This window comes from Thiovibrio sp. JS02, from assembly GCF_053485635.1.
In genome coordinates this window covers 1,129,109-1,153,446 of the sequence record NZ_CM130715.1, presented here as the reverse complement: position 1 = coordinate 1,153,446, position 24,338 = coordinate 1,129,109, and the positions used below count along the sequence as shown (strand labels likewise).

23 protein-coding genes are annotated in these 24,338 nt (G+C 56.8%); 4 read left to right on the top strand and 19 right to left on the bottom strand.

Annotated elements, in window-relative coordinates; genetic code table 11:
- Positions 1–9: 9 nt before the first annotated feature.
- Genes ACUUL3_RS05505 through ACUUL3_RS05495 form a run of 3 tightly spaced genes read right to left on the bottom strand, consistent with a single transcriptional unit; the run spans position 10 to position 3,645 of the window.
- Positions 10–1,041, bottom strand: coding sequence for a LysM peptidoglycan-binding domain-containing protein (locus ACUUL3_RS05505; protein ID WP_448555343.1), 1,032 nt, complete (start codon positions 1,039–1,041; stop codon positions 10–12).
- Positions 1,041–2,036, bottom strand: a complete 996-nt coding sequence (locus tag ACUUL3_RS05500) for a polysaccharide deacetylase family protein (RefSeq protein WP_448555341.1) — start codon at positions 2,034–2,036, stop codon at positions 1,041–1,043. The genes ACUUL3_RS05505 and ACUUL3_RS05500 overlap by 1 nt, the downstream gene beginning before the upstream one ends.
- Positions 2,014–3,645, bottom strand: a complete 1,632-nt coding sequence (locus tag ACUUL3_RS05495) for an adenylate/guanylate cyclase domain-containing protein (RefSeq protein WP_448555339.1) — start codon at positions 3,643–3,645, stop codon at positions 2,014–2,016. The genes ACUUL3_RS05500 and ACUUL3_RS05495 overlap by 23 nt, the downstream gene beginning before the upstream one ends.
- Before the next feature lie 448 nt (positions 3,646–4,093).
- On the opposite strand from ACUUL3_RS05495, the gene ACUUL3_RS05490 reads away from it, so the two are divergent.
- The 3 genes from ACUUL3_RS05490 (at position 4,094) to ACUUL3_RS05480 (ending at position 6,013) form a co-directional block, all read left to right on the top strand.
- Positions 4,094–4,732, top strand: coding sequence for a class I SAM-dependent methyltransferase (locus ACUUL3_RS05490; protein WP_448555337.1), 639 nt, complete (start codon positions 4,094–4,096; stop codon positions 4,730–4,732).
- 167 nt (positions 4,733–4,899) lie between these two features.
- Entirely contained in the window at positions 4,900–5,292 is a 393-nt protein-coding gene (locus tag ACUUL3_RS05485; RefSeq protein WP_448555335.1) for a hypothetical protein, read from the top strand.
- A gap of 67 nt (positions 5,293–5,359) precedes the next feature.
- Positions 5,360–6,013 carry a hypothetical protein gene (locus ACUUL3_RS05480; RefSeq protein WP_448555334.1) on the top strand — a complete coding sequence of 218 codons (654 nt, stop codon included), beginning with the start codon at positions 5,360–5,362 and terminating at the stop codon, positions 6,011–6,013.
- Between the two features lie 41 nt (positions 6,014–6,054).
- Here the strand turns inward: ACUUL3_RS05480 and ACUUL3_RS05475 are convergent, their stop codons facing one another.
- The 10 genes from ACUUL3_RS05475 to ACUUL3_RS05430 form a co-directional block, all read right to left on the bottom strand.
- Positions 6,055–7,062 carry a peptidylprolyl isomerase gene (locus ACUUL3_RS05475; RefSeq protein ID WP_448555332.1) on the bottom strand — a complete coding sequence of 336 codons (1,008 nt, stop codon included), beginning with the start codon at positions 7,060–7,062 and terminating at the stop codon, positions 6,055–6,057.
- A 28-nt stretch (positions 7,063–7,090) separates the two neighbouring features.
- Positions 7,091–7,942, bottom strand: a complete 852-nt coding sequence (locus tag ACUUL3_RS05470) for a UbiA-like polyprenyltransferase (RefSeq protein ID WP_448555330.1) — start codon at positions 7,940–7,942, stop codon at positions 7,091–7,093.
- Positions 7,943–8,014: 72 nt separating this feature from the next.
- Positions 8,015–8,581, bottom strand: coding sequence for a UbiX family flavin prenyltransferase (locus ACUUL3_RS05465; RefSeq protein WP_448555328.1), 567 nt, complete (start codon positions 8,579–8,581; stop codon positions 8,015–8,017).
- 100 nt (positions 8,582–8,681) lie between these two features.
- A complete protein-coding gene (locus tag ACUUL3_RS05460; protein WP_448555326.1) occupies positions 8,682–9,407 on the bottom strand; it encodes a class I SAM-dependent methyltransferase in 726 nt (241 codons plus the stop codon).
- A gap of 103 nt (positions 9,408–9,510) precedes the next feature.
- Positions 9,511–10,365, bottom strand: coding sequence for a menaquinone biosynthetic enzyme MqnA/MqnD family protein (locus ACUUL3_RS05455; protein ID WP_448555325.1), 855 nt, complete (start codon positions 10,363–10,365; stop codon positions 9,511–9,513).
- 6 nt (positions 10,366–10,371) lie between these two features.
- Positions 10,372–11,589: an amidohydrolase family protein gene (locus ACUUL3_RS05450; protein WP_448555323.1), complete on the bottom strand. Its 1,218-nt coding sequence runs from the start codon at positions 11,587–11,589 to the stop codon at positions 10,372–10,374.
- A 36-nt stretch (positions 11,590–11,625) separates the two neighbouring features.
- Complete coding sequence (gene mqnC, locus ACUUL3_RS05445; protein WP_448555321.1) at positions 11,626–12,693, bottom strand: cyclic dehypoxanthinyl futalosine synthase; 1,068 nt, start codon at positions 12,691–12,693, stop codon at positions 11,626–11,628.
- Between the two features lie 30 nt (positions 12,694–12,723).
- Complete coding sequence (gene mqnE, locus ACUUL3_RS05440) at positions 12,724–13,818, bottom strand: aminofutalosine synthase MqnE (RefSeq protein ID WP_448555319.1); 1,095 nt, start codon at positions 13,816–13,818, stop codon at positions 12,724–12,726.
- Between the two features lie 18 nt (positions 13,819–13,836).
- Positions 13,837–14,493, bottom strand: a complete 657-nt coding sequence (locus ACUUL3_RS05435) for a TetR/AcrR family transcriptional regulator (protein WP_448555317.1) — start codon at positions 14,491–14,493, stop codon at positions 13,837–13,839.
- A gap of 103 nt (positions 14,494–14,596) precedes the next feature.
- Positions 14,597–15,595: an NAD-dependent epimerase/dehydratase family protein gene (locus ACUUL3_RS05430; protein ID WP_448555315.1), complete on the bottom strand. Its 999-nt coding sequence runs from the start codon at positions 15,593–15,595 to the stop codon at positions 14,597–14,599.
- 307 nt (positions 15,596–15,902) lie between these two features.
- Between ACUUL3_RS05430 and ACUUL3_RS05425 the strand changes: the two genes are divergently transcribed.
- Positions 15,903–16,382 carry a hypothetical protein gene (locus ACUUL3_RS05425; protein ID WP_448555314.1) on the top strand — a complete coding sequence of 160 codons (480 nt, stop codon included), beginning with the start codon at positions 15,903–15,905 and terminating at the stop codon, positions 16,380–16,382.
- Between the two features lie 360 nt (positions 16,383–16,742).
- On the opposite strand, the gene ACUUL3_RS05420 is transcribed toward ACUUL3_RS05425, so the two are convergent.
- The 6 genes from ACUUL3_RS05420 to ACUUL3_RS05395 form a co-directional block, all read right to left on the bottom strand.
- Positions 16,743–18,293: a transposase gene (locus ACUUL3_RS05420; RefSeq protein ID WP_448555312.1), complete on the bottom strand. Its 1,551-nt coding sequence runs from the start codon at positions 18,291–18,293 to the stop codon at positions 16,743–16,745.
- Between the two features lie 261 nt (positions 18,294–18,554).
- Complete coding sequence (locus ACUUL3_RS05415) at positions 18,555–20,456, bottom strand: polysaccharide biosynthesis protein (RefSeq protein WP_448556438.1); 1,902 nt, start codon at positions 20,454–20,456, stop codon at positions 18,555–18,557.
- An 83-nt stretch (positions 20,457–20,539) separates the two neighbouring features.
- The gene (locus tag ACUUL3_RS05410) at positions 20,540–21,139 is read right to left on the bottom strand and encodes a sugar transferase (protein ID WP_448555310.1); all 600 of its coding nucleotides are present in this window, start codon (positions 21,137–21,139) and stop codon (positions 20,540–20,542) included.
- A complete protein-coding gene (locus ACUUL3_RS05405) occupies positions 21,136–22,311 on the bottom strand; it encodes a DegT/DnrJ/EryC1/StrS family aminotransferase (RefSeq protein WP_448555308.1) in 1,176 nt (391 codons plus the stop codon). The genes ACUUL3_RS05410 and ACUUL3_RS05405 overlap by 4 nt, the downstream gene beginning before the upstream one ends.
- Positions 22,312–22,369: 58 nt before the next feature.
- A complete protein-coding gene (locus tag ACUUL3_RS05400) occupies positions 22,370–23,089 on the bottom strand; it encodes a class I SAM-dependent methyltransferase (protein WP_448555306.1) in 720 nt (239 codons plus the stop codon).
- The gene (locus tag ACUUL3_RS05395; protein WP_448555304.1) at positions 23,082–24,320 is read right to left on the bottom strand and encodes a glycosyltransferase family 4 protein; all 1,239 of its coding nucleotides are present in this window, start codon (positions 24,318–24,320) and stop codon (positions 23,082–23,084) included. Before ACUUL3_RS05395 ends, ACUUL3_RS05400 begins: the two co-directional genes overlap by 8 nt.
- Positions 24,321–24,338 lie beyond the last annotated feature (18 nt).

Here is a 24,338-nt window from a genome sequence, read left to right as displayed (position 1 = left end):
AGAGAAATACTATTGCACCTTCTTCAGCTTTTCGAGAATACCACGGGCCTTGCCGATATCATCCCTTGCCCGTTCGTGCCCCGGATAAATCCGCAATGTTTCCCGCCACTCTCCGATGGCGAGCTGCAACTGTTCGTTCACAAAAAACTGCACCCCGTTGCGATAATGGCGTTCAGCCGCGCCCAGGCGTCGGGCGGCAAGTTCCGCCTGCGCCGGCCTTAAGGCCGGATAATCATCATCAACATTGGCCAGGGCCGCTTCGGCGCCGACAAAGTCCTCCTTCTCAAGAAGCTCCCTGGCGAAAAACAGGGAGGCGTGGTTGAGCAGATCCACCGCCTCCCGATTGGTGTAATCAAGATTCACCACCATTTTCGCTGAGGATATCGCCGCCTCATATTCCTTATTCTGAAAGCTTTTCCGGGCCAAGGCAATGAGTTTCTCGGTATCGGCATCACGGGAAGGCTCCTCCTTTTCCGGTCGTGGCGCGAACTTGGGGAACCGCAGAAGAGCCCCCGGTTTCAGGACGCCATCCGCCGAGGACAGGCCGTTTACCAAGGCGATGAGCTGAGCATATTCCGGGTTCTGGTAATACTTTCTGGCAATACCCTCCAGGGTTTCCCCCTTCGCCACCCGGTGTTCGTTCATGTTCTCCTCGTAAAAAAGCGCCGCGTAGGCTTCCCTGTTGTCCGGAGCGAGTCGGAGCGCCTTCAAAAGCTCTATCCGGGCCTTTTGCTCCTCCCCCTTCCCGCGCCAGCGCATGGCCTGCTGATAATGCTCCATGCCGCCCTGCCGCGCCCGGGAGGAAAGCTGCGCGATCCGCCCAGCCGCCTCGGAATTTTTCGGCTCCAGGAAAAGCACCACCCGCCAGCTCAACAGGGCACGCTGCAATTCATCGTCCTGTTCGTAGGCAAGCGCCCTTGTCCGATGTTCCGCAACAAGGTCAGCCGCAAAAGGGGACCGCGCGGGCAGCCCTGCCCCGCCCCCGCAGCCGGCAAGGGAAAGGGCCAGGACAAGAAATGCGGGCTTTAAAATCCGGCGCATCAGTTCAGGGCCTGTCGGGTAAAGGTGGAAAGATTTTTGGCAAACTGCTCGATGCTGTACCCACCATAGACAGCGGAACGGTTTACCCTGTAACGGTCGGCGAAAAAGGGCACACTCCCCCTGTTCACCGTAACTGCGCCACGATATCCCCTCTTCCTGAGATAGGCGACCAGGATTTCGTTGTATGCTCCGTAAGGGTAGGCAAGAATCTCGCAGCGCCGGCCGAGGTTTTCCTCTATCAATCGTTCCGCGCCCGCGATCTCATTCTGGATGTCCTGAAAATACCGGCGGAAGGACTCGCCCTTGCGCATCCGGCTCAGATCCCGATGCGACATGGTGTGAGACTGGATATCGAGGCCGTTTTCCGCCATTTCCCGCAGATGTTGCCAGTTGAGGCATTTTTCGTGACCGATCAGGTCCGTATAGAGAAAAGCGGTCATGGGATAGCCGTACCGCTTGAGGATGGGGTAGGCGATCTCGTAAAGGGAACACCAGCCGTCATCCACGGTAAGAACGACCGCCTTGGCCGGCAGCGGCTTTTTAAACTCCATAAAATCAAAAAGAGCGGCAAGGCTGACCACGGCAAATCCTTCATCGTGCAGATATTGCATCTGCTCGGCAAAATCCTTTTCAGCGACGATCATCCGCTTGCCGCTCTTTTTTCTGCTGAAACCATGATAGACCAGAACGGGCACGGTCTGATAGCCGTCCTTGCGCAGACCGCCAAGATCGGAGCGCAAGGGGATCACGAGCTGTTGCCCCGGGGAGACGGCGGCCGTTCCGTTGAATTCGGTGACGATGCCTGCCAGGGCGGCATCCCCCAGATACTGCCTGGCCAGGGAGGCCGGAGTATCGGCGAAGCCTGCGCGGACCACGACAAAATCCTCGTTTTTCACGGCGGCGCAGCCGGAAAGAAAAACCAGGGCAAGCAGAAGCAGCGGCTTTATGCGGGAAAAGGAAATGATCATGATTTCAGGAAACAGTGTCGTCATCATGCCAGGAAAACACCCTATGGATCACCATCGGTTTTGCCTTGCCCTTGATCTGCCGGGGCGGAAGCGCCTCCGATTCGATATGACCGGCGAGCCGCTCATACATATAATCGCTGATGAGGACCTCACCGGATGCGGCCTGACCGTTGAGACGCGCCGCGACATTGACGGTATCACCGATGACCGTATACTCCATTTTAGCCTGGGAACCGATGTTGCCTGCCACCACCGGCCCGGAATTTAAACCGATGCCGACCGCGCCCAGCAGCGGATGCCCTGAGCCGGCAAGCTCCCGGTAGCGCCGCTGCATGGCCAAGGCCGCCCGGGTCGCCCGCCCGACATGGTCCTCCCGTGAGGCAGGTACCCCGAAGACGGCAAGAACCGCGTCGCCGATGAACTTGTCAACATAGCCGCCATGGGCATGCACGGTTTGGGTGGCGATTTCGAAAAACTCATTGAGCCCCTCCACCACCTCCTCCGGGGCGGTGGCTTCCGCATAGGCGGTGAAACCACGGATATCGGCAAAGAGGATGGTGGCCTCCTCGCGGCATCCTTTCACCCAATGCCGCTCCGGCTGGGCTATGATCAGGTCCAAAACCTGAACCCCCACATACTTGCCGAACGACTCCTGAATCATCGCCTTGAGCCAGAGCTGACCGCTCATCTGGTTGAAGGCCACGGCCAGATCCTGAAATTCGTCGTTACGGCCCAGATCGACGGTATGCTTGTAATTGCCGGCGGCAATTTCCCTGGTGGCCCGCAGCAGCCCCTTGACCGGCCGGGTAAGGCGGATGCCGAGCAGCGTGGCCATGAGCCCGGCCACGAGGATGATCGCCAGGGAGAGCAGCAGGATAACCTTTCTCCCCTTTTTAACAAGCTGTTCGATAAAATCAATGGAAAGACCGACATGGACCTGCCCCAGCACCTTGTCCTGAAAAATCACCGGGGCGAGGAGGTTGAGCACATAGCCGCCCTCAGGGTCCCGGTAGTTGAAATAGGTTATCTCGCCTGCCGCCATCTTCTCCTCACGCCCGGGGTGGCCTGAAAATCTGGTGCCGATCAGGCGATGGTCGGTATGGGCCATGATCCGACCGGCATTGTCCAGGATCATCGCATAAAGATGGCCATCCACCGCTGTCGCCCCGCGGATGAGGGTGTTTAAGGCGAGGATATTGTTTTCGAGGAGGGGAATTCTGGCGTTGTTATTGAAATAGTTCAGACTCACCGTGCCCAGGAGGACGCTTTGCGCATAGAGCTGCTTGCGTTGCCGCTCGATCATCACGGAACCGAACAGGAATGTCACCAGCAGAATGATGAGGGTGAAGGTTATGAAAAGCTGAGCCCCGATGGTGATCCGCGGCGAGAGGAGATGCTCGAGCAGAGACTTTCTTTTCCCGTGGATGAGCGTTTCCAGATTGTCGGCAAGGGAATGGATCCGCAAACCATAGAATGCATTGATGGCGGCCACGATCTCAGCTTCGGAAACCACGCCCTGGTCAACGAGTATCCTCCCCAGGCAGCGATTTTGCCCGAACTTGCGATTGTTTTCCATCTGCAGCGCCAGTGCCCGCTGCAACTGCTCCTGGGTGAGCAGCTTCCGCACGAGAAGCATTTCCCCAAGAGGGGTCCTGAATTGAGGGGGAATCTCCAGGAAGAAGGCGCGCAACCGGGCCAGGAGCTTACGGAAAACATTGCCCGGGGCGGCAGAGGCTCCAGAACCCCGCGAAAAATCACCGTTTCCGCCGTGCACCCCCCCTCCCCTGCTCAACGCCGCTTCCCCCCATGCTAAAATCAAGCAACCATGATGATGATCGCTGCATTATATCAACTTTGGCGGTCTGTTAAAAAATGGCCCCTGGACATACCGGCGGATTTCAGGTGCACAACCCGCGCGTTTGGCCCGGCCGGGGATCCCCCCGCAGGGCTTTTCCAGCCGCCCGGCAATTTTTTACAGCCAAGAGACCAACGAACCGTTATTGTAATAAAAACCGCATATCATGAGGCGGTCGGCATCCCGCCCGCAACGGCCGGAAAAACACCTTGCAGATACGGAACCCCCTATGAACAATGCTTCGCCTCCGCCCCTGGAAACCGTAGCCCGGTTCGACAAGGCCGCAGCCTCCTGGGAGGAGAATCCCATGCGGGTGGCGCTGGCCGCTGGCATCACGGAAACCCTGCGGGAGAACATTCCCCTCACGGCCACCATGCAGGTTCTGGAGTACGGTTGCGGCACCGGCATGATTTCCAGGGCCATAAGCCCCCTGGTGCGCTCGGTCACCGGCGTGGACACCTCCTCGCGAATGCTGGCCGTATTCGAGGAAAAAGCCAGGGAAGAAAAGTGTGCCAACATCACCGCCACACACCTTGACCTGAGTAAACAGCCAGGCCCGGGCGAATCTTTCGACCTGATCATCAGCAGCATGACCCTGCATCACATAGTCGACATTGAAACCGTGATAAAACGCTTCCTTGCCTGCCTGCGGCCGGGCGGCTATCTCGCGGTGGCGGACCTGGCCCCGGAGGACGGCGGCTTCCATGACGACAACACCGGAGTCGCCCATTACGGGATCGCCCCGGAAACGCTCATGAACCTCTACGAACAATATGGCGGCATCCGCCCGGCCAGCAGGCAGGCGCATCTGGTGCAGAAAAAAGAGCGCTGTTATCCGGTGCTCTTCACCTGGTGCCAAAAAAAATAACCCGACCCGGCCACAAGAGGCGATGATGCCTCCTCTTTCCCCATAAAAATCTCATTTTCCTTAACAGCCCGCGGGGAAACGGGCTGTTGGCGGCACAGGGACGGGTCGCCGAATTCCGCCGGCTCTACTCAATGAGCCGTGAAATTTACCATTGCCAAAGGAGAGACATGATACGCAGAATCAGCGGGGCTTTCAGCGGGGGCGCCTTCGGTGCCCTTGTGGACAGTGTCAACATCTGGCTCCTGGGCAAGGCCGGGGTCACGGCCATGCTCGGAATCAGCCTGAAACCGCACTTCACCGCCTCCTGGCTTTATCCGCGCCTGGTCTGGGGCGGAATATGGGCCTTTCTCCTCCTCCTGCCCGTCCTGAAAGCGAAAACAGCCCTGCGCGGTGTTGTCATGAGCCTTTTCCCCTCGACCATGATGCTTTTTTTCGTTTTTCCGGAAATGGGCAACGGCCTGTTGGGGCTGAAGGCCGGCATCCTGACCCCTGTCCTGGTGGTTGGCCTCAACTGTATCTACGGGCTGATCGCCTCCTTCTGGCAGAAAAGCTGCGGCTGACCGCCGGGAACAACAGCCTCCGAAATCATTTTTTCAAAATGCGCGCCCGCGCTGCTTACGCCCAGCCATGTCAACACTTCCCTTTTCCTCGTTTTTCCCCAGCCTGGAAATCGCCAACGCCCTTGCAAAGGAGGAATTTTCCCGCTGGATCTTCCTGCCTGGCATGCTCTTTCTTTCTCCGGAAAAATGGTGGCGCCCCGGCCGTCGCGCGGTCCCGCATGAGGGGCTTGATATCGCAGGCTTTGAAACCAGGGACGGACAAAGGCGACCTCTGTCCCCCGGCTGCCTCATTCCGGCGGTGTACGCAGGCACGGTGGTTACGATCATTCCGGATTTTTTGGCGAACACCGTGGTGGTGGGGCACGAAGCCACCAACAGGGAAGGCTGGCGGCTTCATTCGCTTTACAGCCACGTTTCCCCCCTGGTTCAGACAGGTGCCATCCTGCAAATGGGAGATGTCCTCGCCAGGATCGCCGCCCTCGGGACTCCCTCCCCGGCCGGCCCTCCGCCCCACCTGCACCTGAGCCTTGCCTGGCTTGCTCCGGACTTTCCCCTGCCAAAGCTCGACTGGGCCGTGCTGGCAAGCGGGAGAGGGGTGGATTTCCTTGACCCGCTCTGCCTTCTTGCCTGGTCGCTTTCGCGAAATCCGGCTGCGACTCCCGGGAAAGAAAAGGGCCACACTGCGAATGCAGCATGGCCCAGGCGTACAACCACTCGTTAACCGTCAACAGACGGCACTCAGCCGGCAGCTGCCTTGAGAACTTACTGCTTCTTCACCTGCTGCTGACCCACAACCTTGATCTCGGCCTTGCCTTTGGCCTCCGCAAGATAGGCCTCGATATTCTCATTGAGTTTTTCCTGGGCGAGGTAGCTGGTGATCTTGGCTTTTGCCTCGTCAAAGCTGACTGTTTTCGCCTGGCGCTTTTCTTCCAGCTTGATGAGATGATAGCCGAATTCGGTTTCAACGATATCGCTGACATCACCGGGCATCATGGAAAATGCGGCCTTTTCAAAGGGTTTCACCATCTGGCCGCGGGCGAAAAAGCCAAGATCGCCGCCCTGCTCCTTGCTCGGTCCCTCGGAGAAGCGCTTGGCAAGGTCGGCAAAGTCGGCCCCACCCTTCAGCTCTTTTTTGATCTGGGCAAGCTTCTCGCGCTTACGTTCCTTATCTGCCTTGGAATCCCCCTCTTTTGCCTGGATGAGGATATGGCGGGCATGCACCATCTCGGGCTGTTCGAATTTTTCCTTATTGCTGCTGTAAAAATCCTTGGCATCCTTTTCGTTCACCTGCACCTTGCCCTTAAACTGGCTGTCGATGAATTTCTGGATCGCGAAATTCTTGCCGATCTGTTTCTTCAGGTCAGCCTCGCTCATGCCGGTGGCCTCCAGGGCCTTGGCGAATTCCTTTTCGTCGGGAAATCCTTTTTTGTAGCCGTTGAGCTCGTTGTCCACATCGGCGGCGTTGACGGCAATGCCGGCTTTCTTGCTCGCCTGGCTCAACAGTTCGAGCTTGATCATTTTTTCCAGGGCGGATTCACGGATGGAGCCCATCTCGGCCTCGGTTGGCTTTTGGCCCTGGGCATAAAACCGCCGGAGAATCCCGTTCATTTCCCCATCAACGGCAACGGCGAGGATGGGCTCGCCATTGACAAAGGCCGCGACTTCCGCCGGTTTCTTCTCAGGAGCGGCAAGGGCGAAGCTCGCCGTAAACCCGAAAGCCAGAATGGCGCACAACGAAAAGAGAGCAGGACGAATTTTCTTGGAGAGCATAGGAGTTCCTTTCAAAAAGAGTATTCCATCAAACCACGAGGGAAAGCCAGGTGGCGACAAACAGGGTGAGACTGATAAGCCCGTTCATGGTGAAAAATGAAAGCTGAATGCGGGACAGATCCTTTGGATTGACGGCAAGATGCTGATAAAAAAGGGCACCGGCCGTCAAGGCAATGCCGATGAAATAGAAATAATTCAGTTGCGCTACTATACCAGTGAGCACGAACAAAAGAAAGGCCAGCACATGAAAAAAAATGGCCAGTTTGAACGCCCTTTCCCTGCCGAAGCGGGACGGCAGCGAATAGAGGCCGGCCTGCCGGTCGAAATCCGCATCCAGACAGGCGTAGACCATGTCGAAGCCGGCAACCCAGAAAAGCACTCCGCAGGAAAGCACGAAGGGAAAGTCAAACAGGGTTCCCCGCACCGCCACCCAGCCACCCAGGGGAGAAAAGGCCAGGGCAATGCCGAGCACCACATGGCAGAGCCAGGTGAAGCGCTTGGTCAGGGAATAGAGAAAGGTAAGGCCGAGGGCGAAGGGCGAGAGGATCAGGGTGAGGGGGTTGAGGTTGTAGCAGGCGACAAAGAAGAGCAGGCTGAAAACAACAACCATGGCCCAGGCCTCCGGCAGGCCGACCTTGCCCGCCGGCAGGGCCCTGTCGGCCGTGCGCGGGTTGGCGGCGTCAAAACGCCGGTCGGCGATGCGGTTGAAGCCCATGGCGGCGGTGCGGGCGCCGACCATGGCCAGCACCACCCAGAAAAAGGTGATGGCGTCCGGCACCCCACGCTTGGCGAGAAAGGCGCCCATCAGGGCAAAGGGCAGAGCAAAGACGGTGTGCTCGAACTTGATCATCTCGAGCAGGATCTTGATTTTATCGAACACCTTGTTACGACCTTGTTTTCGCCACTGGCGCCCTATGGGTGCCTGTTCCCTTCCGGGGTCCGTGGCTTCTTGTTACTCGATTCCGGTCCAGCGCGGCAGGTTCGCGATCTCAAAACCGAGCAGTTCCGCGACCCGGCCCGCATAGAACCTGGCCATCTCTTCAAAATTCTTCGGTTTATGGTAAAAGGCCGGCATGGGCGGGCAGATGATGGCGCCTGCCTCGTGGGCCTTGAGCATATTGCCGAGATGGGTTCTGTTCAGGGGCGTTTCCCGTACGGCCAGAACAACCGGCCGCCGCTCCTTGAGCATGACATCGGCGGCCCGGTGGATCAGATTGCCGCAGATGCCGTTGGCAATGGAGGCAAGACTGCCCATGGTGCAGGGCAGAACCACCATGGCGGCAAAGCCGCCGGATCCGCTGGACATGGGCGCGGCAAAATCGTGGATGTCGTGCCAGCGGCTGACATAGCGGTCAAGATCCTCGCGGCGCAAGCCCAGTTCCAGCTGCATGACCTGCTCGCCGGCTTCGGAGAGCAGGCCATGCACCTCGACGTCAAGCCCCTGCAGGAGTTTGAGCAGCTCAACGGCATAGAGGGAGCCGGTGGCGCCGGTGACGGCCAAAATGATTTTTTTCTGCATAGCCCAGAGATTCCCGGTTTTCGCCAGGTGTCGACCGTCGGTCGACATGCCGACAACTCCACGAAAGATTAATTTGTTCGGTTGCTCCCTTGCGTTGCCGCTATTTTTTTTGCCCCTCGCCCTTGATTCCAACATACACCGTCACCACTCCGAAGGTCAGGGGCCGGTGGTAGGTCCTGGCGAAACCCGCCTTGTCGAGCATGCCCAGGAGTTCGGCCGGGGCGTAAAAGGCGGCGATGGAGCTGGCAAGGTACTCATAGGCCTCCTTGTCGCCGGAGACGAAACCGGCGATCCTGGGAAGCACCCGGTTGAGATAAAAGCTGTAGATGGGCTTGATCACCGGGTTTTGCGGCCGGGAAAATTCGAGGATCAGCAGCTTGCCCCCTGGTTTCAAGACCCGATGCATCTCGTTGAGTCCCTGCTGGGTGCGGGCAAGGTTGCGCACCCCGAAGGCCACCGTGATCCCCCAGACGCTGTCGTCTTTTACCGGAATCTGCTCGCCGTCGCCGCAGACCGGACCGATCCGACCCTTCCGGTTGTCCGCGGGAAGATTATTCATGCCGGCCCGCAGCATGTCCTCGCAAAAATCAACGGCCAGCACCTGACGCTCCTTTGCCTGTCTGGTGAGTTCCAGGGAAAGGGGCAGGGTTCCGGCGCAAAGGTCGAGGACTATGCCCCGGGGAAACTCTTTCAGTTCCCGGGTGGTGACCCAGCGCCAGTAGCGGTCGATCTGAAAGCTCAAAACCGAGTTGAGGAAATCGTATTTTCCGCTGATGGCGGAAAACTTGGATTGGACAAACTTTTTCTTCTCGTCTGGATTCTGCATGGTTCCCATTTTCAGGTTTACAGGCGGCCCGAAGACCGGAACACCCTCGCCCCCGGGGCGAGGATGGTTTTTGTTTCGTTCCCCGTCATTCCGCAGCCCGCCCTTATCCGCACACCTTGAGGGGCAGGGCCGTGGCCGGAACTTCGCCGCGTTTGATAAGATACTCGAAAAATCGCCGCAGCGCCTCCTGCTTTTCCGGGCTCAGATCATATTCCATCCTTTTCAGGTAATGGTAGCAATCATCCGCGGCCATGGGAATCCTGGGCGCAACCGCGCGGCTGATCTCGGTGAGGCTGGCCCTGCCCTCCTCGATGCAGCGCAACAGTTCCTGGTGGATGGCAAAAACCGTGTCCGGATCCTTGCGGCAGAAATCCTCCCGCACCGCCCAGACGGCGAAAACAAAAGGCAGCCCGGTCCGCGCCTGCCAGGCCGCGCTGAGATCGAGCCGGTGAGGATACTCTCCCCCCCCGGCCAGGCGCAAGGCCTCATCGCCGATGGCCAGCACCGCGGCGGGGCGGACCAGATCGTCGCCTGTTTCGCCGGCAAGACCCGAAACATAGCGGGGCCGGACCGCGTAAAACTCCTCAAGGATGATCCGCACCAGGCTCACCGAGGTCTGGGACTGGGAGCTGAGGAGAACCAGCCGCTCGTCAAGTCGCGCCACCGGAACCTCGGAAAAAAGAAAGACGCTTCCCACCGGACCGGTGGCGGAGATGGAGAGGTTGGCCAGGATCTTATACTGTTCCGGGTGCAGGGCATATTCATGGGAGGAGATGAAACCGAGATCCAGGGCATTTTCAAAGAGCAGGCGGTTGAGCACGGAGGGCGGCGCCTCGGTCACCTGCCATTGGGGCCGCTGCCGCTGCACGCTCCGGCGCCACACCTCATAGAGAGGGGCGGTGTTGATATAGTTCACCATGCCGATGCGGGCGGTGATTCCGGGTTCAGCGGTTCCCATATTCTTTTATTCGAGCCACTCCAGTTTGACATCGGTGCCGAAGGCGGTGAGCTCATCCCACATCGCAGCCTCATTTAACGCCGAGCACTGCACGGCCAGCATCGAGGAAGCTGCGACACCAGTGGCAATCCTGCCCAGCCTGTCGCTCACCCCGAGAAGCCTTGCGCCGTTTGACGATGCCATGGCAAAAACCATAGCCGGATCAACGCCGGGATGATCCTCCCTGATCAGCCGCATCTCCTGCCAAAGGCTCAACACCGGGTTGCTGGCCAAGCTGTCCGTGCCAAGGACAACCGGAACCCCGGCTGCAAGATATTTGGTCAAGGGGGCGGTTCCCACCCCGAGAAAGCGATTGCTGCCGGGACATAAGCAAAGCCAAGCCCCACGCCCGGCAAGAATTTCTATCTCTTCCCCGCTGACATGCACGCCATGGACGCAAAGGGTCTTTGCATCGAGCACCCCGAGGGAATCAAGGTAGCGCACCGACCCGCAGCCGGGGATGGCGAAGGCATCGCCCAGGACTCCCTTTTCTAGAAGGAAGTCGTAAAAAGGACCGGAACCGGATCTTAAAAATTCTATCTCAGCATGAGATTCCGCCACATGGATCGGGAAAAGGCTCCGCCGCCCTGTCGCCCTCTTTTTTGCCGCGCGAATCAGGGCAGGCCCAGAGGAATAAGGAGCATGGGCGGTGCAGTGTATCTCCCCGGGTTGGGCTGCCAATGCGGCAAGGGCAGCCTGTTCCGAGTCCCCGCTCAGGCCGAACAGTTCGAGGAAAAAATGCACCTCGGCCTTAAAGTCCTTGCCGATGAAGCGGCTTTCCGGGAGGTTGCCGATGTCGAGCACGGCCCGGCAGCCGCCGGCATGGAGCCTGGCCAGGGCCATGAGCGCGGCGAAATTATTCTCCTCTGTATCCTGGGCAGAAGCGCGGGCGGCGAGAAGCTCCCTGATCCAGACCGTGATGTCCGCCGGCCTGTCGTCATCGCCGCCCGCGGCAAGAACGCCAAGATGGGAAAGCTCGAGATGGGCGTGGCAGTTGACCAGGGCCGGCACGATGACATGGCCGTCGTACTCCTCCAGCCTGGCGTCATGCCCCTTGAGCGCAGCAAACGGCCCCACCGCCGCCACCACGCCCTCCTCGGTGAGAACAGCGCCATCCGCGATGACCGGGCCGGTACCGGTCACGACAAAGGGGGCGCGATAGAGATAGCGTGGATATTCCTGCATTACGAAAAGCCTCGAATCGGTGGCTGCCAGCGCCAGCTAACGGCCGGCAGCCACCAGTGTATAATCCATTGTCCGCTGCCGGGGGCTGAAACCGGCGTTTTCAACAAGCGTTCGTATCTCCTGCTCGGAAAGCCGAAAACCCACCCCGGCGGCGGCGACCACGTTCTCTTCGATCATGGTGCTGCCGAAATCATTGGCTCCGAAAAAGAGGGAAAGCTGGGCGACCTTCGGGCCCTGGGTCACCCAGGAGGCCTGGATATTGTCGATATTGTCCAGATAGATCCTGGAAAGGGCCAGCATCCTCAGATAATTCACGGCCGTGGTCTTGGGCAGGTGGGCAAGCACCGTATTGTCCGGCTGGAAAGGCCAGGGGATAAAGGCGGTGAAACCGCCGGTGCGGTCCTGGAGAGCGCGGACCCGCGCAAGGTGCTCCAAGCGCTCCTCCATGGACTCGATATGGCCGAACATCATGGTGGCGGTGGTGCGCATCCCGAGGTTGTGCGCCTCTTCCATCACCCCGATCCACTCGTCGGCGGAACACTTGCGCGGCGCCGTCTCCTGCCGCACCCGGTCGGAGAGGATCTCCGCCCCGCCGCCGGGAATGGAATCGAGCCCGGCCTGCTGCAGGCGGATGAGCACTTCCCTGACCGGAAGGCCGGAAAGTTTCGCAAAGTGGCAGACCTCGGGCGGGGAAAAGCCATGAATATGGATACCGTATCCCTTGATGAAGCGGAGCATCTCCTCGTAGAACGCAAGTGGCTTGTCCGGATGGAGGCCGCCCTGCAAAAGGATCTGGGTGCCGCCCAGGGCCTTGGTCTCCTCGATCTTGGCGCCGAGTTCCGCAAAGGAAAGCACCGAGCCGGCCTTGTCCTCAGGCGCCTTGAAAAACGCGCAGAACTTGCAGGCCGAGATACAGACATCGGTGTAGTTGATATTGCGGTCGATCACGTAGGTGACCATGGGCTCGGGATGCTTACGCCGCCGTATGGCATTCGCCAGAAAGCCGAGCTGATAAAAGTCGGCAGCGGAGGCCAGGGCCAGAAACTCCGGGCCGTCAATCCGCTCTCCTGCGAGAACCTTGCCACTGATCTGTTCTATGTTCATTGCACTCACTTTCACGCTTGCAGACGCCGTTTAATACTCTTTGATCACGTTATAGAGGGTATCACGCTGCACCGGTTTGCGGCCGGCCTCCCTGATGAGGCGTACCAGTTCGGTATCCGCCATGACGCCGCTGGTCTCGCCGCCGGCCATATGGGTGATCAGCTCTTCCTTCACCGTGCCGTCCATATCGTCGGCGCCAAAGGAAAGGGCCACCTGGGCCAGCTTGGGGCCGATCATCACCCAGTAGCCCTTGATATGGGGAAAGTTGTCCAGATAGAGTCGAGAAACCGCGATATTCTTGAGATCATCAAGACCGGTGGTCCTGGAAAGGTCGGCAAGCTCGGTGTTCTTGGGATGAAAGGCCAGGGGGATGAAGGTGAGGAAGCCTTTTGTCTCATCCTGGGCGTTGCGCAGCATCTCAAGATGCTCCACCCGCTCCTCAATGGTTTCGATGTGCCCATAAAGCATGGTGGCGTTGCTTTTCAGCCCGAGACGGTGCGCTGTTTTCGCCACCGCAAGCCAGCCCTCGCCGGAGAGCTTTTTTTCACAGGTGAGCTTTCTGATTCGCGGGCTGAACACCTCGGCGCCGCCGCCGGGAATGGAGCCCAGGCCCGCATCCACTAGCTCTTTCAAGGTCTCGGCCACGGATTTTCCGGCACGCTCTGCCAGGTGGGCGATCTCCACGCAGGTGAAGGCCTGGATATGGATCTCGGGCCGCTCCTCCTTAATGGCGCGCAGCATGTCAAGATAATAGCCGTAGGGCAAATCGGGATGGATGCCCCCCACCACATGGACCTCGGCGATGGGCTCGGCCAGACGGTCGCGGATCTTGGCCCTGACCTGCTCGATACTCATCTCGTAGGCCTGGGGGGATTCCTTGTCCTTGCCGAATGCGCAGAACTTGCAGAGATTGGTGCAGATGTTGGAATAGTTGACGTGCTGATTATAGATAAAATAGGCGCGATCCCCGTTGAGCCGTTCGCGGACCAGATTGGCGAGATAGCCCAGGCTCAGGATATCGTTACTTTTGTACAGTCTGACTCCATCGGCGAAACCGAGCCTTTCCCCGGCCCTGACCTTTTCCAGAATATCGCCGAATCCCGCCGCCACAACCATGCTTTCCATGTACGGATCTCCTTCTGCTTACGGCTGCAGGCCGTTTCGTAACACCGTGATAATAGTATCGATCTCGGCATGCAGTCTCTCCGGCGCCATGTCCGCCAGACTGAGCCCCCCATCAAGGTATGGCTGGGCATAGGCCTGAAGAAATCGATCCATGGTGGCGTCAAGGATAAATACCACCATGCGGCATGAGAGATCCCTGCGCAAAACCCCTTCCTCCTTGCCGAGTTCGCACAGGGGGCCAAAGTATTCCAGGGAAAAAAGACGGACCTGGGCCACAAGTTTTTCCCGTTTTGGCACATCCTGCTCAAAGAGCACCTTGAGATAGACCTGAAAAAACTCCGGATATTGACCGATAAAGCCTATGCCGGCGAGCAGGACCTCTTTGGTAAGCGCAAAAAAATCGCTTCCTCTCTCAAGGGCGACCGAATTTTTCACATGCAGCTTCACCTGCCGGGTGAACTGGTCGAACACATGGAGAAACAACGCCTCTTTGTTGTCAAAATACTGATACAAGGAGCCCTTGGCTATCCCCAACCGCTTGACAATGCTGTTGACACTGGCGCGCTGGTACCCCAGCTCGGCGAATTCCGCCACAGCCGCACGCAGGATATTTTCCTGCTTTTCAGGCGGCAGGTTGCGAAATGTCGGCTTGGGGAGGGAAAAGCACTTTTCCATAAAATGACCAGGTGGTCACATTAAAAAAAATAAGAATCCAAAGCAAGATATTTTTAAAAACAAAAATACGTGGAAAACAGAGGGGAATGGCGGGGCAACCGGCTCAAAAATCGCTGTTCTTTATCCAATGCAGCACATTATTGATCCCTTCGGCAGTGGTCACCCTGGGGGCGTAGCCGAGGTCACGACTGGCGTTTTCGATGGAGAACCAATGGGACTTTGCCAGCTGCACGGCGAGAAAACGGGTCATGCAGGGCTCTCTTTTCAGACGGAAGCAGGAATGGAAGGCCTCGCTGAGCATCCCCAACAGGTAGGCCCTGGCAAAGGAAATACTGCTTTCCACCACCGGGATATCAAGCCTGCGGAAAAATTTATTGAGCCAGTTCCAGAGGTTGACCGGTTCGCCCTGGGAAATGAAATAGGGCTTGCCGGCAGCCGTCGCGGGACCGTGCAGATTTCTGGCGGCCAGAACAAGGGCGTCCGCCGCGTTGTCGATATAGGTGACATCCACCAGATTATGGCCATTGCCGACCCGCGTAAGCTGGCGACAGCGGGCCTGGCCCAAGAGCCGGGGAATCAGATCGGTGTCGCCTGGCCCCCAGACCGGATGCAAGCGGAGGACGACGGTGCGCAGAGTTTCGGAATTCGCGGCGAGAATCGCCTGTTCGGCCAGGGCCTTGCTGCGGACATAGTGGGAAAGATGGTTGCGGGCATAGGGGGTCCGCTCGTTCACCCCGCAGAGATCTCCTTTCTGGTAGACCACCCCGGGCGTACTGGCAAAGACAAGGACAGGGATTTTATTCTCCCGGCAGGCGGCAATGCAATTGCGGGAGCCGTCGATGTTCACCGCCTGAAATTCTTTTTTGTTCCCCCAGATCCCGGTCTTGGCCGCCAGATGGATCACCGTGTCATGACCCGCGAAAGCGGAGTTGAGGAAATCCGCGTCAAGAATATCCCCGTTGAGCTGCCGCACACCCAGTGCTTCAAGCTCCGGGGAAAAATTACGCGCCAGGACCGAGGTCTCGATTCCCTGGGCAACAAGAAGGCGCACCACAGCCCTGCCGACAAAACCGGTTCCGCCAACAACAACGACGCGCCGCATCCCTTCTCACCTTTCGCTGAAAACAGTTGAACGGGTCATGTGATCGATGCCGACAAAGAGCCCCTGCAAAGCAACAGCGCCAACTGACCCCGAAGCCCGACCCGAGGAATATTACCCAAGGTTCTTAACAATCGCTTTTTTCAAAACGTATGTCAAGCCACTGTTTTTAATTCGTTTTCAAGGCGGAACGCCTTGGGCGCGCGGTTGCCTTGCCGCTATTCCGGTTTCTGCCGGATCAATAAAAAATGGATGCCGCTTTATGCCGTATGCGGTAAAGATGGGATGAATTTACCGCAAAGGAATGAGAATGGCTGAAAAGATCGAGGAAAAAATAGAACGGCTGCTGCAGGAAGGGAAAAGTCGCCTTGCGATTCTCTCGGAACTTAAGGGAAAGGAAGATCCGCAAAAACTCCTGTTCTACATAAATAATGTATCCCGCCCGGCGGACCGGAAAAAATACCAGGTGCACAATCTCGCCCTGGTGCTGGTTCTTACCTTTGTCACCACCAAAAAACTCATTACCGCCTTCTCCTTTGGCGCCCTTGATCTTTTCCTGCTCATCTCGCTGGTGGTGCCGGTGATCAACATCTACCTGCTGCGCGAGATCCTGCGCTTCCGCAAGATCGGCTACCAGTTCCTCTTCGTGCTCTCGATTCTCTCGGTGCTGCATCCGGAAAACCACTTTCCGCGGGAAGCGGCCCTGCTCGGGAGTATGATCGGCCTTTCCGGCTTTCTCTACTTCAAGATGTTTCCCAAGAAAGAACGAATCACGGAGATTGCCGATTGATACTGACAACCGATGGCCGTAAACCGTCACCTTCCGATGGTTGGCGAAATCGCCACCATCGGGAACCCGGCGGCAAGTTTGAGTGCTACAGAATGTGCTTGACGTGGATTCATGCGGGAAACCTTACAAAGTGAAACCAAAGATTTCAATTTGTAAGGTTTCCCCAACGAGTCTGTAGAAAAACCCGACTTCAAATGGTTCGCCGAATGAGGGCGGATTGATTTTTTTACCGCTTCCGATTTGGCTTCCCGGTTTATCTGTTCTGTTTCCAGCTTCTTTCTTGCCTGCTCCTGCCCTCCGGCTCCATTACTTTGCCAGAATCCGCTTTGTTGTCAAACAGTTTCAGCTTTTCCCTGCTGATCACGTAAAAAGTGGTCCGTATCTCGCCACTTTTTTCAGGTTGTGGACAATGCAGAACAGGTTCCACTGGATGTTCACCTTTCTCTTGCCCCGCAAGGTAAAACGGTCCAGGCCCATGATGTGGCAGATGTTGGCAAAGGGCGGCTCCGCGATGGCTACACGCATGCTGTACAGGGCACGACCTGCGGTGGAGTCGATCTTTCGCTTCATCTTTTCGGTGAATGTTTCCTTTCCCTTGGCGGACCGGCCATGGAAGTAGGCAACCTGTCTGATTTTCGTCCGCTCGGGATGCCGAAGGCATTGAGTGCGGAGCTTGCAGGGGACACAAGCCGATTCCGGCCCCTTGAATTTGGTGGCCAAAAAATTTCTCACCGCGACATTGTTGCCGCTCCTGTACAGCCGTTTTCCTGCCGGGCATACGCAGTGGCTCAAGTCCTCCGGAAACACGAAGTCGGCGGTGGAGAATAGCTCTTTCCGGCCAGTCAATTTGGCCCGTTCCTTCCGATGCCGCTCCCGGTAGCGGTCCGCACCCGCAAAACGCGGGTCACGCTTCCGGAAAAGGTTGTCCGCCACATAGGCGTCCACCTCGCCGGTAAACAGCATCTTCATGTTCTCTTCCGTGTGAAAACCGCTGTCCGCCGAGAGCTTGGTTTCCGTGAAAACATCCTCATTCTTGCCGATGGCCTGGAAGTTCTCCCTGGTTGCCTCCACCATGGGCATGAGCAGATCATGCTCCTGGGCCTCGCCGAACGCCTCGGCATGTACGATGATCTGGTGCTTGCCGTCCACGGTGGTCACCCCGTCATAGCCCTGGATCACCCCATGGGAGGTCTTCATCTTGGCCGACTCGTTGTCCGTGATGTTGCTCTTCTTCGGCTTGCCGGTTTTCCCGGGCTTATCATCGTGATCTTTCAGCCATTCCCTGATTTTGCTGGCCCGTTTCCGCAGGGTTTCCACATACTGTTCTTCCCTGGCAACGATATCCTTGTCCGTCTGCCTGTGGTCCTGCTCCCGGTGGGTGGTGATGATGTGGGCTATGGCCTTTTCAAGCTTGGCCGCCTTTTTCTCGAAATCCGCCCTGGTGCCGCTCCATTCCTTACTGGCATTCGAAGGTATCTTGCAGCCGTCGATGGCGAACATCTCCTTGCCGATCAGGCCAAGGTCGTCGCAGACCAGCAGCACATCCCGGAACAGGTGGATGATCTCCTTGTCCATGGAGGAGATGAAATCGGCAATGGTGGTGAAATGGGGCCGGGTGTCGGCGGAGAGCGCCATGAAGACCACGTTTTCCCGGCAGGCCTGCTCGATCTTCCGGCTGGAGACAATGCCCCGCGAGTAGGCGTAGAGCACGATTTTCAAAAGAATCCGGGGATCGTAGGCGGTGGCGCCGGTCTGGTCGTTGCCGAAGCGGGCGTCGAACAGGGACAGGTCAAGTTCGTGGTCGATGAGGTGGTTCAGGGAGTACTCGAAGGTGCCGGGTAAAATCTGCTTGGCAAAGTGGACGGGGATGAACTTTCCTTGGGCGTAGGAGTAAGGTTTGTAGCGGGCCATGATGCAATACCCTTGTGCTAAAGTTAAGCGGTTGTGTTCCGGGATATCGCAGTCATTGTACAGTGATCACGCACACAAATAAAGTCGAAATTACAATGAGTTGAGTTTTTCTACAGGCTCAACGCATAAGGTTCTCCGTAGTTACAGCTGAGGAGCTTTTTCGAGTGGCTTCGAGGGAGTTCCGCACCAGGGATGCGCGATCCTTGGGGAGGGGGGCAGGCAAAGGAAACAAAAAATCCGATCGACCGTGAATCTCACCCCTCAGTCTCCTACTACCCGAAGCTGGGGGGATTGCTTCTTCCTGGCGGCAAGCTCATCCCTGGCATGTGCCCCATCATACTCAGGGACAATGATCTGCAGATGGGCGATGAGGATATCGAGGTCCCGGCTGGCGGCGGCGGCCTCCAGCCTGTCCAGTTCGGCGAGCAGCCAGTCCCAGTCGATGCGGCGGCTCTCGGCCAGCTGCAGCTTGGGATGCGTGGTGCCCTGCAGGTTCTCCTGTTCGTGAAAAACCTCTTCAAAAAGCTTCTCGCCGGGTCGTAAGCCGGTATAGACGATTTCGATGTCCTCACCCGGTTCCAGACCGGAGAGACGGATCATCTGCTCGGCCAGATCACGGATCAGCATGGGCTCACCCATGTCGAGCACATAGATCTCGCCGCCCTTGCCCATGGAGCCGGCCTGCAGGATCAGGCTTGCCGCCTCGGGGATGGTCATGAAATACCGGGTGATCTCCCGGTGCGTTACGGTCACCGGCCCCCCTTCCCTGATCTGCCTTTCAAAAAGAGGCACCACCGAACCGGCGGAGCCGAGGACATTGCCGAAGCGGGTGGTGATGAATTTGGTGCTCGAGCGCAGGGCAAGATTCTGGCAGTAAAGTTCTGCTATGCGTTTGGTGGTGCCCATGACATTGGCGGGGTTGACCGCCTTGTCGGTGGAGACAAGGACAAAACGGCGCGCGCCGTGACGGTCCGCCGCATCGGCGACCACCCTGGTGCCGTTCACATTGTTTTTCACGCCTTCGGCCGGGTTCAATTCCAGCATGGGGACATGCTTGTAGGCGGCGGCGTGGAACACCACCTCGGGACGGAACTTTTTAAATACCCACTCCACCCGATCCCTGTTTTTGACGTCCCCCAACACCGCGATGATCTCAAGATCGGCAAAATCCTTACGCAGTTCATGGTCGATGGCATAGAGGTTGTATTCGCCATGGTCAAAAACAATGAGGCGGGCAGGTTTCTGGCGGGCAACCTGCCGGCAGAGTTCCGAACCAATGGAACCGCCGCCGCCGGTGATCAGAACGGATTTTCCCTTCAGGTACCCGGCGATCGCCCTGGCGTCCAGCTGAACAGCATCCCTGCCCAGCAGGTCTTCCAGGGTAAGAGGACGCAACTGACTGAAAGTGGCCTCATGTCCGTTCATTTCCTCGATGGAGGGCAGGGTGCGGCAGGCAACCCCGACCTTCGCACAAACACCGGCAACCCGCTGCACCACCCTGCGGCCGGCCGAAGGAATGGCCAGAAGAACCAGCTCAATATCGTAACGCTCAACCAGTTCCTCGATATCGTCAAGGGAACCGCAAACCCGGACCCCGTGGATCTCCCGACCATGCTTGGCATGGTTGTCGTCCACCAGACAAACGGGCATATACTCGGACCGCCGCAGGAGATCCCGCACCAGCAGTTCCCCACCCTGCCCGGCCCCCACGATCAGAGTCCGCTGGCCCGTTTGCTTACCGAATATCTTGTGCCGGTCCTTGATAAGGCGATAACAAAACCGGGGTCCGGCAAGCCCGCAGATGAGGAGAAGGGGATATAGGACGATCACGCTGCGCGGGATCTCAGCCAAGCGGTTATACTGGAAAAAAAACAGGATGATTATGCAAGTCCCCAAAAAAACCGATTGAAAAATCCGAACCAGATCAGGAAGCGAGGCAAAGCGCCAGATTCCGCGATAAAGGCCGAGTGCCCAAAACAACATCATATTGACAGGGATTGCAACAACGACCATCTTGGCGCACATGGCAAGAGAGGCGGCAGGCACACCATGAAGATTGAACCGGAGCCAAAAGGCGCCGTAAAGCGCCAGGGGAACCCATACAAGATCATGAGCAAACGCCGTCAAGCGTGTTAACAAAATCTTACGCAAATATTTTCTCATCATCAGATTTCCTTAGCGATTCGGCCACCGGCACCCGCCAACACGGTTTGTTGCCTTCATTCATGCATGCAGAATGAAGGCAACTAGCGAATGATCTTCAGCAACGTCCTGACAATCAAACGAAAATCAAGAAAGAGGGATTGCTCTGCAACGTATTGTAAATAATATTTAATTTTGATGGGTAAAATTTTTTCCACGTATTCTCGCCGCGGGTCCTGACAATTCGCCAACAGCTCGTTTTCGTTTCGAAACTCGATCGCGGCAAAATCTGTCAAACCGGGAGGGACGGACAGAATGACCTCCCGCGCACTTTCAGGATAATGACCAATATATTCCGGCACTTCCGGTCTGGGGCCAACCAGGCTCATTTCTCCCTTGATCACATTGAATAACTGGGGGAGTTCATCCAGCTTGTATCTTCTCAGCCATCTGCCACTCCTGGTTATGCGCCGGTCTCCGTACACCGTGATTTTCATGCCGTTCTTGTCCGCGTCGGCAACCATGGTCCTGAACTTGAAGATACGGAACTCCTTACCGTTCCTTCCCACACGGACCTGGCGGAAAAAAACCGGCCCGGGGGAATCCAGCCTGATCCAAATCGCCAGCACCAGAAAAAGGGGCCAGAGTATCAACATCCCGAACGAAGCCAGGAGAACGTCGAATATTCTCTTTCCCGGCGTCATCGCGCATACTTTTCAAGGATTGTTCTCACAGCGCCAACAACACGTTGAACATCGCCGTCCGTCATCTTGGGATAAATGGGCAGGCTTACGGCCCGCCGATACCCGTCAAGGGCAACGGGGAAATTGTCAGGGGCAAGGCCGTATCGATCACGCCAGTAAGGATGGATGTGGAGAGGGATAAAATGCACACTGGTTCCTATGCTCGCCTCGAACATAAGCTCGATGAAACGATCCCGGGTAATGGAAAGCTTTTCAAGTTGAAGACGAACGACATAAAGATGCCAGGCATGAACGTCTCCCTTAGGGGCGGACGGCGGCAAGTCCAAGGGCAGGCCGGTCAGCTCCCGGTGATACTGCTCCGCCATCTTTTGCCGACGTTTCTGAAAATCCCACGCCTTTTTCAACTGGTGGATGCCCATTGCCGCGGCAATATCGGTCATGTTGTATTTAAAACCCGGAGCAATCACCTCATATTGCCAGGCGGGCCGGGATGAAACGTAACGGTCGAAGGCATCACGGCTTATCCCGTGCAACCTCATCACCCGGCAACGCGACGCAATCTCGGGGTTGCGGGTCACCACCATTCCGCCTTCGCCGGTGGTGATCGTTTTGGTGGCGTAGAAGCTGAAAACAGTCGCATCACTCGCCAGCGAACCTACAAGTCCGCCATTTGCCCGGGCCGGCAAAGCGTGCGCGGCGTCTTCGATGACCCTCAGATTATGCCTTTGGGCGATTTGCAGAATTTCATCCATCGCACACGGTAAACCGGCGAAATGTACCGGAACGATGGCCCTGGTCTTATCGGTGATTGCCGCCTCGATTTTCAAAACATCGATATTCAGGGTGCGGGGGTCGACATCCACAAAAACGGGGTGGGCGTCAAGATATCGAACGACCTCGGCCGTAGCGGTAAAGGTATAGGGCGTGGTAATAACCTCGTCCCCGGGGCCAACCCCGACGGCCTCCAAGGCTAAGTGCAACCCGGCGGTGGCAGAGTTAACGGCAACAGCCTCGCCTCCCCCTCCCAGCCAATCTGCAAATTCGGTTTCAAATCGCCTGGTCTTTGGCCCGGTGGTGACCCATCCGGATCTTAAAGAATCAACCACCTCGGCGATTTCTTCCTCACCGATTTCCGGGAGGGCGAAAGGCAAAAAAATATCATTTTTCCTCAACACGACCCCCAACACTAAAAATCAAAATCCGTTTAAGGTGAGACAAAGCATCCACTTTTTAATCCACCTCACCTGTTTTTTGAAACAAATAAACAGCGTGGCTTCTCAAAAAAGGAAAAACAGCTTCCAGAAGATGAGCCACCAGAGGGGACAGGCGGGCGATTGGACGCTGCAAGGGAGGCGCAAGTGTTACCTTTTTCCAGTGGACAGGCATATTGGGGAATAAGCTTTTCATCCTTACAATGTCGATCCCCACCGTATCAACATTACGCGGATTGCTTATCCAAAAATCATAGACCATGAGCAGGCCGCCTGGCCGCAGGACACGCACCATTTCTTTTGCGAGTGCAGCCTGAGCATTGTGGTCTAATATAGATGAAAAAACTGTCTGAGCAGAAACTAAATCCATAGAGAGGTCACCAAACGGCAGGAACCATCCCGCGGAAAGGCGAAAATCTATGTGCGGCGATAAAGAAAGTGCTTTTTCGATTCGGTCTGACAAGAGGTCAACCCCGTGCAACCGGTCAGGGTCCCCTCCCCATTCTTGTAAAGTACGCAACCAAGCCCCAGAACCGCAACCGACATCAAGACAATCTTTACCAGCGAAATTTTTCCAGCCCATAGTCTGTAACAAGTCTACAATTGCCTCCAGCCTGCGATACTGGGTCAGCAAAACATCCGGACGAGTCCAGGTATAATATTCTGTTTTTCCAGATGCATCCCGACGGGCATATGAATCGCGAATTCTCGCCGACTCTTTTTCAAATTTTTCAGGCACCAGATATTACCTCTCTGAGTATTGCAGAGGCCCTATCGACACTCACATTGGCAATAAACCAGTGCCGCGCAGACTCGCCCATTTTTTTACGTTTTTCGACATCGTGGTACAGGCTTCGAATGGCCTCGGCAAGCGCCTCATCATCACGCGAACCCACAACCATCCCACCCCCGCTTTCCTGAAGAAGCTTCACCGTGTCACCTTGACCACAAAAAATCATCGCCCGGCCGAGACCGTGATAATCAAAGGTTTTACTGGTCAACGTGTGACTAAAATGCTTATCGGGAGGCAGCGGTTGAACGCAAACATCGAACTGCCGAACAAGCAATCTCGCCCGTTGCCGTGGCACTGCTCCCAGAAAATGAACACAGCTCAAATTATTTTCGCGACAAAACTCTTCATACTGTGGTCGCTTTTCGCCTTCCCCAAGAATTACAACACCGAAATCATCAATATCCCGAAGTAACGGGACAGCATTCATCAAGGTCTGCAGATCGTTGGCGAGGCCCAGTCCGCCCGCGTAACCGACCAAAAATGCTTTACCAGTCATACTGCGGAGATCGACAACACCAATATCGCCATTCTCTGCCATATCGTGATCAAGGAAAGCATCAGCGTTATATACCAATCGAATCTTCTCTTCAGGATGACCATAGGCAATCAACCGATCGCTAATTCCTGGGGTCGCAGCGACCAGCCTAATGGCTCGGCGTCTGAAGTACTGCTGCAGCGAAAACAACAACCTTGTCAGTATCCCTTCGCGAAGAGCACCCAAAGCAACGGCGGTCTCAGGGAAGAGATCGCGTTCGTCAAGCACTAGCCGAGCCTTTTTCAACTTGGCAACAAGATAGACCATCGGCATCATGACAATGGGATCCGTTCCGGCAAAAACGGAAAATACGCGACCAACTCTAAACACCGAAACAACGCCCGCCAATACGGTGTAAGTCGCGTAATTGAACAGGCGCCGCACATACGAACTTCGGTGGTCACTAGGTGCCCATGTCCTCAGGATCCGCACACCATCAATGTACTCTTCTGTACACCAGCCTCGGGATGGCCGAATGTCCTTCCCGGTCATGTACTGAACGCCGGAGGTGACAACTGTCACATCCAGACCAGCCAGACGAAGAAGCCTTGCCTCCATCCAGGGCCGGAAAGCCCCTGGCTCGCCCGCCATGGGGAGATGATAAGACAAGAAAAGAACTCGGTGCGACAGCTGTTCATGCATGAACTGTTATCTCAACTC

Excerpts from the sequence above, each read along its gene's own strand:
- ACUUL3_RS05505 (WP_448555343.1), bottom strand. The coding sequence starts at position 1,041 with ATGCGCCGGATTTTAAAGCCCGCATTTCTTGTCCTGGCCCTTTCCCTT.
- ACUUL3_RS05500 (WP_448555341.1), bottom strand. The coding sequence starts at position 2,036 with ATGATGACGACACTGTTTCCTGAAATCATGATCATTTCCTTTTCCCGC.
- ACUUL3_RS05495 (WP_448555339.1), bottom strand. The coding sequence starts at position 3,645 with ATGCTTCTCGTGCGGAAGCTGCTCACCCAGGAGCAGTTGCAGCGGGCA.
- ACUUL3_RS05490 (WP_448555337.1), top strand. The coding sequence starts at position 4,094 with ATGAACAATGCTTCGCCTCCGCCCCTGGAAACCGTAGCCCGGTTCGAC.
- ACUUL3_RS05485 (WP_448555335.1), top strand. The coding sequence starts at position 4,900 with ATGATACGCAGAATCAGCGGGGCTTTCAGCGGGGGCGCCTTCGGTGCC.
- ACUUL3_RS05480 (WP_448555334.1), top strand. The coding sequence starts at position 5,360 with ATGTCAACACTTCCCTTTTCCTCGTTTTTCCCCAGCCTGGAAATCGCC.
- ACUUL3_RS05475 (WP_448555332.1), bottom strand. The coding sequence starts at position 7,062 with ATGCTCTCCAAGAAAATTCGTCCTGCTCTCTTTTCGTTGTGCGCCATT.
- ACUUL3_RS05465 (WP_448555328.1), bottom strand. The coding sequence starts at position 8,581 with ATGCAGAAAAAAATCATTTTGGCCGTCACCGGCGCCACCGGCTCCCTC.
- ACUUL3_RS05460 (WP_448555326.1), bottom strand. The coding sequence starts at position 9,407 with ATGCAGAATCCAGACGAGAAGAAAAAGTTTGTCCAATCCAAGTTTTCC.
- ACUUL3_RS05455 (WP_448555325.1), bottom strand. The coding sequence starts at position 10,365 with ATGGGAACCGCTGAACCCGGAATCACCGCCCGCATCGGCATGGTGAAC.
- ACUUL3_RS05450 (WP_448555323.1), bottom strand. The coding sequence starts at position 11,589 with ATGCAGGAATATCCACGCTATCTCTATCGCGCCCCCTTTGTCGTGACC.
- mqnC (WP_448555321.1), bottom strand. The coding sequence starts at position 12,693 with ATGAACATAGAACAGATCAGTGGCAAGGTTCTCGCAGGAGAGCGGATT.
- mqnE (WP_448555319.1), bottom strand. The coding sequence starts at position 13,818 with ATGGAAAGCATGGTTGTGGCGGCGGGATTCGGCGATATTCTGGAAAAG.
- ACUUL3_RS05435 (WP_448555317.1), bottom strand. The coding sequence starts at position 14,493 with ATGGAAAAGTGCTTTTCCCTCCCCAAGCCGACATTTCGCAACCTGCCG.
- ACUUL3_RS05430 (WP_448555315.1), bottom strand. The coding sequence starts at position 15,595 with ATGCGGCGCGTCGTTGTTGTTGGCGGAACCGGTTTTGTCGGCAGGGCT.
- ACUUL3_RS05425 (WP_448555314.1), top strand. The coding sequence starts at position 15,903 with ATGGCTGAAAAGATCGAGGAAAAAATAGAACGGCTGCTGCAGGAAGGG.
- ACUUL3_RS05420 (WP_448555312.1), bottom strand. The coding sequence starts at position 18,293 with ATGGCCCGCTACAAACCTTACTCCTACGCCCAAGGAAAGTTCATCCCC.
- ACUUL3_RS05415 (WP_448556438.1), bottom strand. The coding sequence starts at position 20,456 with ATGAGAAAATATTTGCGTAAGATTTTGTTAACACGCTTGACGGCGTTT.
- ACUUL3_RS05410 (WP_448555310.1), bottom strand. The coding sequence starts at position 21,139 with ATGACGCCGGGAAAGAGAATATTCGACGTTCTCCTGGCTTCGTTCGGG.
- ACUUL3_RS05395 (WP_448555304.1), bottom strand. The coding sequence starts at position 24,320 with ATGCATGAACAGCTGTCGCACCGAGTTCTTTTCTTGTCTTATCATCTC.